Origin of the sequence: Peribacillus sp. TH27, assembly GCF_016650915.1 — a bacterium.
Classification (GTDB): Bacteria; Bacillota; Bacilli; order Bacillales; family DSM-1321; genus Peribacillus; species Peribacillus butanolivorans.
In genome coordinates this window covers 4,862,291-4,875,400 of the sequence record NZ_JAEKEV010000002.1, presented here as the reverse complement: position 1 = coordinate 4,875,400, position 13,110 = coordinate 4,862,291, and the positions used below count along the sequence as shown (strand labels likewise).

Here is a 13,110-nt window from a genome sequence, read left to right as displayed (position 1 = left end):
CGATAGGAGGCCTGACCCCTTGATTTATTTTCTGGCTACAAATAAGATTCTTTCGGTTTCTTTACCGACCGGTGCTTCTTCAAGGTCCGCCAGAAGTTCAGAAACTTCAAAACCTGCTTGTTGCAACCATTTTTTATATTGCTCAACCGGATAGGTACGCTGATAATGCAACTCATCAAAACGGTCGTACAAGCCACTATCATTGTCCCTCACGAAAAAACTTAAATCATGTTCAACACTGTATTCTTCTTCACCCGGGAAGCAATCCCAAATATAGGAGACCTCTTCATCATTGACGGCAAACGTATTATTGTGAAAGATTTCTTCCATCTTATAAATAGTATGAACATCAAACAAAAATAATCCGCCATCCTTCAGATGTTCATGCACCCTGGAGAACGTTTTTACAATATCCGCTTCCTCACGAAGATAGTTCAACGAATCACAAAAAATCGTGACACAGTCATATAGACCAAGCCCTTCGAGTTCTGCCATATTCTGCTGAAAAAAGGGAATCGATAACCCTAGCTTCGCCGCTTTTTCATTGGCAACCATCAACATTTCATCAGACAAATCTACACCAGAGACATCAAATCCATGCTGCGCCAGTTCTACTGTTATTTCCCCTGTGCCGCATGCTAAGTCCAGGACTTTCCTTCCACCAATTCCGTACTGTTCCAGCTTCGCCGTCAGGATCATCAGCCATTTTTCATATGGAGCGTCCTTCATCAATTCATCGTATACATAGGCAAAGCGTTCGTAAGTCATGGAGTCAATTCACTCTCTAGATCTTCAAAAGGTGCATCTCCCCATAAACGTTCAAGGTTATAATAGTTTCTTTCATCCTTATGGAAAATGTGGGCTACAACATCTCCAAGATCTACAAGTACCCATTTCGCTTCGTCAAAACCTTCAAGGCGTTTTACATTGATCCCTGATTCGTCTGCTTTGCTTTTCATTTCTCGAGCAATAGCTTGTACTTGTTTTTCAGAATTACCATGACAGATTAAAAAGTAATCCGCCACCAAAGAAATACCTTGCATATTTAGAGCAACGATATCCTCCGCTCTTTTATCGTCTGCCGCTTTTGCTGCAATTACAAGAAGTTCACGTTCAGTCATTACATCTTCTCCTTCAAATTCATGATTAAATCATTATATGTCTTAAATGTATCAGGGTAAATTGCCTGATTTCTTTTCATTAAAAATACAACTGTATTCCTTAAAGCTTGAATGACAGCACGATCCAAGTTTTCCTTTGCTGTCTGCCTTACTTCGTCGACTCCAGGAAAAGAACGCCCAGGCTCAATATAGTCAGCAAGATATACGACCTTATCCAAAAGGCTCATACCGACCCTGCCTGATGTGTGATAGGCAATCGCATCCAATATTTCACGGTCAGTGATCCCGGCTTCTTTTTCTACCAGATAAGCCCCTACAGGAGCATGCCACAGTTCCATATTGAATTCAAGTAAATCCGGCGCCATTTTTTCAGAGATTATTATTTGTTCCATTTCCTCTTTTGGACGAAATTTTGCATAATCGTGGAAAATAGCTGCCAGTTCCGCTTTTTTGACATCTGCACCATACAATTCGGCAAGTTCTATTGCTGACTCGACCACGCCCAACGTATGAATATACCTGCGCTCGGTTATTTGTTCTTTGACGAGCGCTAATGCTTTCTCACGATTCATATAAACCATTCCCTTTAATATACTTCACCACTGGATCTGCTATTAAATATTTCACGGTTTTTCCTGTTCGCAATTTCCTTCGTATCATAGAGGAAGAAATGAACATTTGTGGAACCTTCACCATCGTGATTGGATATTCTGTCTTTTCATTATAGCCGGGACGTTTCACTCCGACAAAATTGACTAGGTGCATAAGCTCGTCGATCCGGTGCCAATTAGGTAAATACTCAATCATATCTGCACCTATTATAAAATAAAATTCATTGCTTGGTTCGCGTTCTTTCAGCAATTTAATCGTATCATACGTATAGGATGTGCCTTTTCTTTCTATTTCAATATCCTCAATATAAAAAGATGGGTGTCCAGCTATGGCATTTTCCAACATAGCCAACCTGTCCATATCGGTTACTTCCTCCGTTTTTTCCTTGTGAGGAGGAACATGATTTGGCATGAATCTAATTTCATCTAACTCTAGAGCATCCAGCACTTCATTAGCTATAATTAAATGACCGATATGAGGAGGATTAAATGTACCGCCAAGAATTCCAATTTTTTTCATAGATAGGTTCCTTAAGGTAGTTTAAGTTGTTTGTTTTCTTTTGATTCTTTATATAACACAATTGTGTTACCGATAATTTGAACCAATTCTGCTCTTGCCCCTTTTGATAATGCAAGACCCACATCATTACGGTCTTCTTCACAGTTTTGCAATATGCTAACCTTGATTAGTTCGCGTACTTCTAGCGCCTCACCAATTTGTTTAATGAGATTATCATTAACACCGCCTTTTCCAACTTGAAAAATTGGATTTAGGTGATGGGCCTTTGATCGTAAAAATCTTTTCTGTTTACCTGTTAACATGTGTTACCTCCTAGTTTGTTCGAGACAATATCTGTCATTCTTGCTGTATTAGGCATGATGCCCGTCCATATCTCAAAAGCGAGCGCACCCTGGTAGACAAACATACCAACACCATTTTGCGTTTCCGCCCCTTTTTCCCTCGCTTCACGAAGCAATTTCGTTTGCAAAGGGTTATAGATGATGTCACTGACAAATGCACCAGCCTTCAACTGGTCCAACTTCAACGGAGAATGTTCAATGTGCGGACTCATTCCAGAAGAAGTTGTTTGGATGATTAAATCATATTGTGATAAGCCTTCTTCCGCTTCGGCAATCGTGAGCGCCTTTGATTCTTTATCATATGGGCAATCAGAAACAAGGTGGGCTGCTGTTTCCTTTGTCCGGTTTGCAATATCAACGTGCTTTACACCTTCTTTTACAAGAGTAAAATAAATCGCACGTGCAGCACCGCCCGCTCCGATCACTAACGTTTTTTTAGCCTTAATGTCACCTGATATTTCATCGCATAAAGATTTATAAAATCCTATTCCGTCTGTATTATACCCTATAAATCGTCCATTTTCGTTAATAACTGTATTAACCGCCCCAATTGCAAGGGCCAGTTCATCTACTTCATCAAGAAGTGGGATGACCGTAGTTTTATGAGGAATCGTGATGTTAAACCCTGCTACACCAAGGGCTTTCATACCCTGTACCGCTTCAATCAAGCTCTCTGGTTTTACATGAAAATGGTGATAAACCGCTTCTATATTTTCTTTTTCAAATGCATCATTATGAATGTCCGGAGACATCGAATGCGCAATTGGATCTCCTATTACCCCATATATCTTATTCATAGACAGACGACCCCTATATTTAGATTAAAGATTTTCGAACTATGACGTTCACACCTTTTGGAACGTGCGCAACGATCTTCGCACCTGGTTCATTGACAGTTACCCAGCCAAGGCCTGAAAACACAATATCCATTTTACCATCTTTTAAGGAGAATTCATGAGGAACAAGCTTCGGAAATTCTTCCATCTGTTCAGGACGCGGAGGCGTCAGCAATTCTCCTGCATGATTTTTATATAATTCATCCGCTTTTTCCAGTTTTGTCCGGTGGATATTTAATTCATTCGAAAGATAGCAAGTCAGCGAGCGTCTGCCACCCGAAACATAGTCCAACCGAGCCAAACCGCCGAAAAATAGCGTTTGCTCTTCATTCAGCTGATACACTCTCGGCTTGATTTCCTTCTTCGGCATAATCACCTTGAAATCACGTTTATCTACATAATGAGCCATTTGATGATGATTAATGATTCCTGGTGTATCGATCAAGGCCTGTCCATCATCTAGAGGAATTTCAATCATATCCAAAGTTGTGCCTGGAAAATGAGAAGTCGTGATGATATCCCCTTCACCACTCACCTCTTTAATAAGACGGTTGATGAAAGTCGATTTACCAACATTCGTACAGCCAACAACATAGACATCTTTATCCTGACGATACCGTTCAATCGCATCAGCAGCTTCAAGAATGTGCTTTCCTTTTTCGGCACTGACAAGGAGAACATCAACCGGATTCAATCCCAGTTCCTTCGAAGATTGTTTCATCCAATTAATCAATTTGTTCGGCTTTACTGATTTGGGCAGTAAGTCCACCTTATTACCAATTAAAAGAACATCATTTCTGCCTACAAAGCGATGAAGGCCTGGCAGCCAGCTTCCATTGAAATCAAAAATATCGACGATTTTGACGATTAATGAATCAGTTTCGCCTACTTTATTCAAGATTTTCAAGAAGTCATCGTCTGTTAAGGAAACATCCTGAACTTCGTTATAATGTTTCAGTTTAAAGCAGCGCTGACAAACAATGCTCTCTTTTTCAAGTGCTGATTTAGGCGCAAAGCCTAATTCCTTCGGATCTTCCGTCTGGACCTTAACGCCGCAGCCGATGCACACTAATTCTTGATGATTGTTCAATTGTGATCCTCCCATTCTATCATTCCTTTTCGTTTAAAAAACGCCATAATCTTTCTTTCAAAATAACGATTGATTTTCGTTCTGAATTCGTCAGTCTGTGCGACAGGGACCACTAGGATGGTATGAAACCCACCTCTATTTCCGCCCAATACATCCGTCAATAACTGATCGCCGATTACCACTGTTTCCTCTACCTTCAATCCCATCGCCTTACGGGCTTTATGGAAAGCTTTCGCCATCGGCTTTCTAGCCTGAAAAATAAATGGAATATGAAGCGGATCGGAAAAAGCACGTACCCGTTTTTCATTATTATTGGACACAATCGTCACTAAAATTCCATGGTCCCGCATATTGTCAAACCATTTGATTAAATCAGGGGTAGCGGTTGGCCTGTCCCATTCAACGAGTGTATTGTCTAAATCAGTAATAACTCCCTTAATCCCTCTTTTTTTCAAATCTTGAGGATCTATATTAAAAATGCTTTTAACATGTTCACTCGGCAAAAATAATTTAAGCATATTGACACCTCTATAGTTTTCATAAAATTTACCGTCTCCATCATATCGAATTTTTGGCTTACTTTCAAAAAAAATTAGGAACGAAGGGCTATCGGTAAAAAATCATCATAATGTAAGTTTTCTAATATGGAAAGGCATTTTTCGAAAAGACTAGAAAATCCAACTGTCTGAACAGACGAAAGAACTAATTATTACTAAAAGAATTCGACAAAAATTTCATTAACCTGACCTGTGGATAACTTTACTAACATTTTCCATACTGTTGTGTATCTATTCGTTCACCTTGTAAACAACTTAACCACAGGTTATCCACTTTCAACTGTGGATAACAGAACGATTGTTCTCTACGTTTATTTCTGATACAGTAGGGGTACATCATGGATGACCTACTAATATATGCAAGTAATTACAAAAATATTCCTCGCAATCCCTACTGGAGGTGAGCAGCCGTAAATGGCGTTCTGATGCAAAAACTATCTGATGATCTGTTGCTGGAATCCTATTTTAAAGCGCAATATTTAAAGTTAAGTACCGATTTCATCCGCCTCATAGAAACGGAAATTCATCGAAGATCTTTGACACATAAAATCCGATCAATATTTTAAAATGAAATACATAGGCTGACAAAACATGTCAGCCTTCTTATTTTTATTTGATGATTATTAAACGACTCTCATGTACCCAATCTTTTCACCGACACGGACATCAGCGGGAATAGATAAGTTTTCATCGAGTTGATAACTGTTTTTCTCAAAAAGCATCACGACTGTTGAACCAAAACTGAAATAAGAAAATTCCTGTCCTTTTTCTAAGTGATTCGATTCATCAGTAATAACGATGGAATTAATATACATGGCACCGACTTTCACCATTGCTAAACATCCCGCCTCATTTTGAAGCTCTGTTATTGTACGATAATTTTTCGATAATGGCTCTTTTCCATATTTCATTCCCCATTTATTAACAGGGTAAGATTTCTTTCCAAGCGTCCAACGTTTTACCACAGAACCCGAAATAGGCGCATGAATCCTATGATAATGACTCGGGCTTAAGTATAACACGAGATATTTACCACCTAGGTACTTTTCTAAAAAAAGCGCGTCCCCTAGCATTTCCTCTATCGAATATACTTTTCCCTTTACTACAATTTTTTTATCAGCTCGAATTTCCCCTGCATCCTCGAGCACACCATCTACAGGACATGCTACTGCAGAAGATTCCACCGTAATTGGCCTTGCCTCCCGCTTTAAGTGTCTTGTAAATAACTCATGCAGATTGTTGTACGTTTTTAGGTCCTTACCAAATTCTTGTTGATTAAGGTTAAAAGTTTTTACATAAAATAAAATCAACGGCTTACTCCAACGAGATTGGCTAAAATGCTTTAATATACCTGACGAATACCTTCCATTCGTCAGTTCAATAAGAATACGATAAAAAGATTGATACAAACAAAACCACTCCAAATTGTAAAATAATTCTAAAACCCCTTGCATAAATTGTGTTAAATAAAATATTATTATATAATAAATACTTATGTTTACTATATTTTGTTTTTATTTGTTTTATTTGAAAGGAGTGAAAAGATGTTTTTATTACACGCCCTAGATCAAACCATTAAAAAAGTGAAAGCCCAAACAGCAAATATACTTACTTTAATGAATTTATCCCTTGGTGGATTTGCAATAATTGCCGTGATGCACGGCCAATTGAATTTAAGCTTGCTTTTAATTTTCCTAGCTGCCCTTGCAGATCGCTTTGACGGTATGGTTGCCAGGAAGTTTAACATTGAATCGGAATTAGGTAAGCAACTTGATTCCATGTGCGATATTATTTCTTTCGGCGTTGCACCAGCTCTATTATTATACCAAGGAATTTTAATAGAATTCGGAGCTCCAGGCACACTATTTACGGTTTTTTACATCGGCTGTGGCGCATTTCGTCTAGCCCGTTTTAACATCAGTGAAAGCAATGGATATTTTACCGGCGTTCCGATTACCGTTGCAGGCTGTTTAGCCACCGTTAGTTATTTAGCCATTCCTTATCTCCACCCGGTCTTTTTCTTATCCCTCATGATTATATTATCATTACTTATGGTCAGTCCATTTAAACTGAAAAAAGTTTAAATGGGAAAGCGGATGTCCTAAACCGGACATCCGCTTTTTTGTTCTTATTTTAACTAGACCAAGTTTATGCTTTTTGAACTAGAGGATCGGTCAAACGGATGAACTCTTCGACATCCTCCATACAGGCAGTAACCGCTTCTTCCCAAAAATCACGGGTAGTTAAATCCACGCCTAAATGTTTCTCTGCCAAGTCCTCGACCTTCATGGAACCGGTGTCCTTTAGTAAAGCAATATATTTTTCTTCAAACCCAGAAGGTTCTTTAAGCGCATTCGCGTAAATGCCTAATGAGAACAAGAATCCGAATGTGTATGGGAAATTATAAAACGGTACACCTGTTATATAGAAATGAAGCTTTGAAGCCCAAAACGTTGGATTATACTCACTTAGCGCATCACCATAGGCTTCTTTTTGCGCTTCAACCATTAGTTCATTTAAGCGTTCGGCACTGACATATCCCTGTTTTCTCTCATCGTAAAATCTTGTCTCAAATAAGAAACGAGCATGGATATTCATCAACAATGACACAGAACGTTGAATTTTATCTTCTAAAAGAATCAGTTTTTCTTCCTCATTTGTCGCTTCTTTCACTGCTGCATCCGAAACGACCATCTCTGCAAACGTAGAGGCTGTTTCTGCCACGTTCATTGCATATGATCGATTCAATGGATGGATATCCCTCATCGCATATGAATGGAAAGCATGCCCCAATTCATGAGCCAATGTCGACACATTCGAAGGGGTGCCCGAATACGTCATAAAAATCCGGGATTGCTTATCCAAAGGGAAACTTGTGCAAAAACCGCCTGGCTTCTTTCCTGGTCTGTCTTCTGCTTCAATCCAGCTGTCTTCAAATGCTTTTTGAGTGAAGTTCGCTAACTGAGTTCCAAATTTAGAAAATTGCTGCACGATAAAATCTGCACCTTCTTGATAATTCATTACCTTTGACTCTGCTGTAACAGCGAGAGGAGCATCCAAATCAGCCCAACTTAATTTCTCCAAATCAAGTAATTCCGCCTTCCTATGTAAAAACTTCACTAGCGGCTCCTTATTTTCAGCAATTACGGTCCACATGCTCTCGAGGGTTTCTTTCTTCATCCTGCCGATTTCTAGCGGCTCCTTCAAAATATCATCCCAGCCTCTTTTTTCATTCACACTGAGACGAAAGCCTGCTAAATGATTCAAAGTCCGGGCAAAAAGATCACTTTTTTCATCCCAAGCCTGTTCCCAAGCAGTAAACAATTCATTCCGGACGTTTTTATCCGGATCAGAAAATTTATTAGCCGCCTGACCAACAGAAAGTGCTTCACCCTTAAAAGGGATGGTCATCGAGCCCACAATTGTATCATACATTTGGCTCCAGCCTTCAAACCCGTCCATGGATAGCTGGGTGATTAGTGACTCTTCCTTAACAGACAGCCTTTCCTTCGCTCTTTCTCTACGTTCATTCAATACATATTTCAGTTCATTCAACGGTTCTTTATTGAGGATACTCTGAAAAAACACCTCATCAAGCTCCACTAGCTTTTCATCCAGTTTACTTACCACCATTTTTAGTGACGCCACACTCTTCAATTGTTTTATTCGCAGTTGACCTGCCTTTTTATCCTGTGCATTTTGAGCTTCCAGGCATCCTATAAAGGCGCTAGCCTGTCTCGATTTCATATTTAAATTTTTAAAAAGATCAAATGCCTGGATCAAACTGATTTCATCATTTTCTTCTGAATTTATCTTACTTACAAGACGATCAAATTCTTGAACCTCTTGATTGATTTCATCTAAAAAAAGCAGGAATTCCTTAGAAGAGCTTCCTCCTTTAAAAAAGATATCCAAATCCCATGTTAAAGAATATTCCATTTTCTGTTTGCCCCCTTTTATCAATAAACCTATTATAGAGGTTTTACCTATATTTTTCTAACTAAAAAGAATTTTCAGTAATTTTTCGAAACATTTTTCTATATCCATAATTAAAAGCATGTTATGATGTTTATATCCTTAGGAAAGGGGAAGGTTTACATGAAACTATTTATCCAGCTGTCAGCCATTACCCTGCTTCTTTGGACACTACATATACCTCTTCAACATCACATACAGCCATTAAACCTTGAAGAACACACTGATGTTCATCACTGGGATAAGGCCGAGAAAAAGCTCCCGTTCATACCTTTCTTAGGTTCCTGGCAGGACGTTATCCTTTTTCTTACTTTCGAATTTTGCATTTTTAATTTTCTTTATTTTCACTCAAATCTTCGACGGAGATTTCTCAGTCCAGTCTTTTTCCAGGCGAATTACGTATCCACAAACTCTAAGATTTTATAAAAAAATAAAATCGAGGAGTGATGAACATGTGGTTCCGCCTAATAATGATTGGTGTCTTTTCTTTAACTGCTTCACGTCTGTTCCTTTCCCAAGGTATTGAGATTTATCATGCCTTTGCAGAACTATTCAGAAATAAATATTAAAACAAAAAGAGTGCGGGAAGTTTGACCCGCACTCTCAGTTTGTAGACAAAAGGGGTTCGGAATGTTTTAATTCCGGACCCCTTTTGAAATTCCCATTGAATTTTTCTCAAGATTAAGAGATTTGGCCTCTACGAGCCCACTTTATTAAGCCATTCTTGGACCTTGCCATGTCCAATTGGCTATCTTCTTTAAATTCATGGCAGCGAAAGTAAGCATCGCCTGCATCGACAATTTTTTAAGTCCCCTTAAAGTAGTCCAACGCATACCATGCTTTTCTTTTGCATCTGCGAATACACGCTCTATTATTTCTTTACGTTTCGTATATATAGGTTTTACATCCTTGTGATGACACAGATGATCTGCTTCTTCCATATAATTTTGCCAGATATGGCGTGTCACCACTTTTTGATGGTCTTTGCTTACTGTACACTGTGATAAAAATGAGCATGTCGCACAAGTGTGTTTGGGTGATTTGTACTCGCGATAGCCCTCTTTATTTGTTGTTGAGTACTTTAAAATCTCGCCCGATGGGCAGAGATAACAATTAAAATGTTCATCGTAAACATAGTCATGCTTCCGAAAGAACCCTTCTTTTGTTAGTGGAAAAATGGCCCCTCAATTTTACGAACCAAATGGTTCGCTGGCACCAGTTGATCCAAAGTAATCATTTCAAGTTGATCTCGCTGAATAGAATGATGTTTCGAAAGCATCGTCATTACCTCAAGTTTTAATACTCTTATATTAAAACAAAAAAGACTGTAGGCAAAAGTGGTTATTTCTAATTGTTAAAACAAAGTTGAGTGGAACGGAAGGTGCGAGACTCCTGCGGGAAAAGCGTGTCCAAGGGAGACCCCACAGGCGCAAAGGCGCCGAGGAGGCTCCCTGACCGCCCGCGGAAAGCGAGTGCCTGGAGTGGAAATCAACGTTCGAATTTTTACACCCCCTCAAAAAAACTGTAGACAAACTCGATTTTCATCGAGTTTGTCTACAGTCTGAGAGTGCGGGAAGTTTGACCCGCACTCTTTTTGTTTTTAAAAAATGATTTTTATCCTTTTGCTTTCTTTTCTTTCTCTTTTTCCGCTCGATAAAACTCATGGAACATCTTCATCAAGGCACGTTTTTCAATACGCGATACATAGCTACGGGAAATCCCAAGTTCTTTAGCAATTTCCCGCTGGGTTTTTTCCTTTTTTAAATCTAATCCGAACCTGCCAACAATGACTTCCTTTTCCCGTTCATCCAAAATATCAATATACTTTTTCACCTTTTCAATTTCCATATTGAGCTGAATCGTATCAATGACATCTTCTGATTCTGATTTCAACACATCAATTAAACTGATTTCGTTTCCTTCTTTATCCTGACCAATCGGGTCATGTAATGAAATATCCTTTTTCGTTTTTTTTGTTGCTCGTAAATGCATCAGGATCTCGTTCTCGATACAACGTGCTGCATATGTGGCCAGCTTCGTACCCTTTCCATCGGAATAACTTTCAATGGCCTTTATCAAGCCTATTGTCCCAATCGAAATCAGATCCTCTGTATCTTCGCCTGTATTCTCGAATTTCTTGACGATATGGGCAACAAGCCTGAGGTTATGCTCGATAAGAATGTTACGGGCATCACCATCACCCTCACCCATGAGCTTCAGGTATTTCTTTTCGTCCTGGGATGACAAGGGCTGGGGAAAAGCGTTGTTTTTTACATAGGAAACTAATAAGTAAAATTCTTTGATAATATAGCCTACAGCTGTAAGTATTCCGGGCATTGGTCTCATCCTCCCGTTTCTTTGGTTTCCCTATTCATAACTATGCAACAGTGGGCTTGTTCGTGTCTGTACCACTAAAAGAAATCATGAAAGTAAAAAAATGTCTAAAACAAGAATGGTTGAAATCCCAATCGGACAAATACAAAAATTCATATAATGATAGTGAATTTTTAGGGAGAGGGGGTTTTTACTATGGGATATAACTATGGACCATACGGATACAACTATGGTTATCCGGGTCCAGCACCTTATTATGGAGGAGGATGTTACGGGTTTGGGTATGGCCTATTTATTGTCCTCTTGATTTTATTGCTCATATTCGGCTTTTGGTGGCTGCCGGGATGTGGGTTTGGAGACGGTGGACTCGGTCCCTGCTGCTGTTAAAAGCATATAAAAAACTCGGCTGAAATGCCGAGTTTTCTACTTTACATTATTACTTCAAACTGTGAAGCGGCTGATCGGCATCGACGGAAACATTTACAGCGATTACAGTTCCGATGACAGTAGTAAAAATAAGGATCATTACCATTGAGAACATCAAGAATCACTCCCCATATCTAACTTATCTTCAATTTATCATGTTTCCGCTGCTCTTAACCGTTGCTTATTTGAACAATTTACATACAAACCATGGCAATACTGTGAAAGGTAAACAAATCCATTAGCCGGTATCCTTCTCATTCCAATAACAATACTTATCTCCTTTTATATAAACCAATTTAATCATATTTACCTCCACCTTTCCTAAAATTTATAAATCCTAACCGTACATATCAAGTCTTAGAAAAAAGGACGATGCTTCATTGCATTGTTTAAGTGCTCTTCACGAAGCTTGTTAATTCTCTCCTGTTGCAAACATTCTTCAGCAGTCATTTTTTTCATTTTTATTGTGATTGTAAAAAATAGCATATTCAGTGTCATAATATCACCTCCTTTAAGGGAGCGGCTTACCAAAAAAGGCATAAAAAGGCCGCAGAAAGTTACTTCCTCCTGCGGGATTTTTAAGAGAATATAAAAAGACCGCAGGATAAAAGACTTCTCCCTGCGGCCGCTATGTCTGAATGATTAATAAAGCCAAAATTGCTTTAGAAATATTCCGCTTGGCACAGGTCGAATAGTATGTGATTGTTATTTGAAACAGTCCAGCCAATCTGATTAGTGATAGATCCTTGTAGATACAATTTCATTTTCATCGACCTCCTTTGGAATATTTTTTATTACCTGGTAAGTATATCCACAAATGGCATTTTTGTAAACGGCTTTTGCCTATTTTTTTGAAAGTTCTTTCTTTTTTCCTATTTTTATTAGAAATTCACAGCTAAGGGAGGAAATTAGTATGAAAAAGCAGCCCTATCCTGTTATTGATTTTCTCTAGATGTTTGAAAAACAAAAAAGCCTGATTCTCCGTCAACATCTACGAAGAATCAGGCTTGCTTTTATTGTTTTAAAGAGTCATGGTCATCCATTTCTGCCAAGATCTTTTTATATTTATTAGATAATCTGAAAAATAGAATAGACATACCGAGGAACAAAATTGTGGCTCCCATATAGACATTCGTGGAAACCATCGTTTTTTCAACAGAAGGGAGTATGGTTCCTAAATAGAAGAACGATCCCACACATAGCAAGGTAATCGCAAATTGTTTAAAATCCGTCTTTTTTGAGCGTAGGACTGCAGCCGTTTGTTTTTTACGATTTTTCATGCCATTTCCACCTTCTTTC

At 38.7% G+C, this 13,110-nt stretch carries 16 protein-coding genes and 1 pseudogene; 3 read left to right on the top strand and 14 right to left on the bottom strand.

Going from position 1 to position 13,110, the window contains the following annotated elements; genetic code table 11:
• Positions 1 to 24: 24 nt before the first annotated feature.
• From JFU24_RS24860 to JFU24_RS24825, 8 genes are read right to left on the bottom strand one after another with little or no spacing between them, the layout of a single operon-like run.
• Positions 25 to 768: a class I SAM-dependent DNA methyltransferase gene (locus JFU24_RS24860; RefSeq protein WP_201223624.1), complete on the bottom strand. Its 744-nt coding sequence runs from the start codon at positions 766 to 768 to the stop codon at positions 25 to 27.
• Entirely contained in the window at positions 765 to 1,121 is a 357-nt protein-coding gene (rsfS, locus tag JFU24_RS24855; protein ID WP_057218744.1) for a ribosome silencing factor, read from the bottom strand. Before rsfS ends, JFU24_RS24860 begins: the two co-directional genes overlap by 4 nt.
• Positions 1,121 to 1,693, bottom strand: a complete 573-nt coding sequence (gene yqeK / locus JFU24_RS24850; RefSeq protein WP_201250661.1) for a bis(5'-nucleosyl)-tetraphosphatase (symmetrical) YqeK — start codon at positions 1,691 to 1,693, stop codon at positions 1,121 to 1,123. The genes rsfS and yqeK overlap by 1 nt, the downstream gene beginning before the upstream one ends.
• Positions 1,683 to 2,252 (bottom strand): nicotinate-nucleotide adenylyltransferase, encoded by a 570-nt coding sequence (locus JFU24_RS24845; RefSeq protein ID WP_053347026.1) that lies wholly within the window; start codon positions 2,250 to 2,252, stop codon positions 1,683 to 1,685. Before JFU24_RS24845 ends, yqeK begins: the two co-directional genes overlap by 11 nt.
• Positions 2,253 to 2,263: 11 nt before the next feature.
• Positions 2,264 to 2,554 (bottom strand): ribosome assembly RNA-binding protein YhbY, encoded by a 291-nt coding sequence (yhbY, locus tag JFU24_RS24840; protein ID WP_053347027.1) that lies wholly within the window; start codon positions 2,552 to 2,554, stop codon positions 2,264 to 2,266.
• Positions 2,548 to 3,390, bottom strand: a complete 843-nt coding sequence (gene aroE / locus JFU24_RS24835) for a shikimate dehydrogenase (protein ID WP_201185874.1) — start codon at positions 3,388 to 3,390, stop codon at positions 2,548 to 2,550. Before aroE ends, yhbY begins: the two co-directional genes overlap by 7 nt.
• Before the next feature lie 19 nt (positions 3,391 to 3,409).
• Positions 3,410 to 4,519 carry a ribosome biogenesis GTPase YqeH gene (gene yqeH / locus JFU24_RS24830; RefSeq protein ID WP_376102761.1) on the bottom strand — a complete coding sequence of 370 codons (1,110 nt, stop codon included), beginning with the start codon at positions 4,517 to 4,519 and terminating at the stop codon, positions 3,410 to 3,412.
• The gene (locus JFU24_RS24825) at positions 4,516 to 5,037 is read right to left on the bottom strand and encodes a YqeG family HAD IIIA-type phosphatase (RefSeq protein WP_201223622.1); all 522 of its coding nucleotides are present in this window, start codon (positions 5,035 to 5,037) and stop codon (positions 4,516 to 4,518) included. The genes yqeH and JFU24_RS24825 overlap by 4 nt, the downstream gene beginning before the upstream one ends.
• A 464-nt stretch (positions 5,038 to 5,501) precedes the next feature.
• Between JFU24_RS24825 and JFU24_RS24820 the strand changes: the two genes are divergently transcribed.
• Entirely contained in the window at positions 5,502 to 5,642 is a 141-nt protein-coding gene (locus JFU24_RS24820) for a sporulation histidine kinase inhibitor Sda (protein WP_201185876.1), read from the top strand.
• 57 nt (positions 5,643 to 5,699) lie between these two features.
• Here JFU24_RS24820 and JFU24_RS24815 read toward each other — a convergent pair whose 3' ends face one another.
• Positions 5,700 to 6,485: a phosphatidylserine decarboxylase gene (locus JFU24_RS24815; RefSeq protein ID WP_056528573.1), complete on the bottom strand. Its 786-nt coding sequence runs from the start codon at positions 6,483 to 6,485 to the stop codon at positions 5,700 to 5,702.
• Positions 6,486 to 6,620: 135 nt separating this feature from the next.
• On the opposite strand from JFU24_RS24815, the gene pssA reads away from it, so the two are divergent.
• On the top strand, positions 6,621 to 7,160 hold the full coding sequence (gene pssA / locus JFU24_RS24810) for a CDP-diacylglycerol--serine O-phosphatidyltransferase (RefSeq protein WP_056528566.1): 540 nt from the start codon (positions 6,621 to 6,623) through the stop codon (positions 7,158 to 7,160).
• 64 nt (positions 7,161 to 7,224) lie between these two features.
• Here the strand turns inward: pssA and JFU24_RS24805 are convergent, their stop codons facing one another.
• The 3 genes and pseudogenes from JFU24_RS24805 to sigK form a co-directional block, all read right to left on the bottom strand.
• Positions 7,225 to 9,015, bottom strand: coding sequence for a M3 family oligoendopeptidase (locus tag JFU24_RS24805; RefSeq protein WP_201223620.1), 1,791 nt, complete (start codon positions 9,013 to 9,015; stop codon positions 7,225 to 7,227).
• A 749-nt stretch (positions 9,016 to 9,764) separates the two neighbouring features.
• Positions 9,765 to 10,223 (bottom strand): annotated as a pseudogene (locus JFU24_RS24800) (transposase); the annotation flags it as partial.
• 442 nt (positions 10,224 to 10,665) lie between these two features.
• A complete protein-coding gene (sigK, locus tag JFU24_RS24795) occupies positions 10,666 to 11,388 on the bottom strand; it encodes an RNA polymerase sporulation sigma factor SigK (protein WP_053347035.1) in 723 nt (240 codons plus the stop codon).
• A 192-nt stretch (positions 11,389 to 11,580) separates the two neighbouring features.
• On the opposite strand from sigK, the gene JFU24_RS24790 reads away from it, so the two are divergent.
• Positions 11,581 to 11,772, top strand: coding sequence for a hypothetical protein (locus JFU24_RS24790; RefSeq protein ID WP_201185880.1), 192 nt, complete (start codon positions 11,581 to 11,583; stop codon positions 11,770 to 11,772).
• A gap of 396 nt (positions 11,773 to 12,168) precedes the next feature.
• Here the strand turns inward: JFU24_RS24790 and JFU24_RS24785 are convergent, their stop codons facing one another.
• Both JFU24_RS24785 and JFU24_RS24780 read right to left on the bottom strand, forming a co-directional pair.
• The gene (locus JFU24_RS24785; RefSeq protein WP_201185881.1) at positions 12,169 to 12,309 is read right to left on the bottom strand and encodes a YrzI family small protein; all 141 of its coding nucleotides are present in this window, start codon (positions 12,307 to 12,309) and stop codon (positions 12,169 to 12,171) included.
• Positions 12,310 to 12,824: 515 nt separating this feature from the next.
• On the bottom strand, positions 12,825 to 13,091 hold the full coding sequence (locus JFU24_RS24780; protein WP_053347037.1) for a YrhC family protein: 267 nt from the start codon (positions 13,089 to 13,091) through the stop codon (positions 12,825 to 12,827).
• Between the last annotated feature and the right edge of the window lie 19 nt (positions 13,092 to 13,110).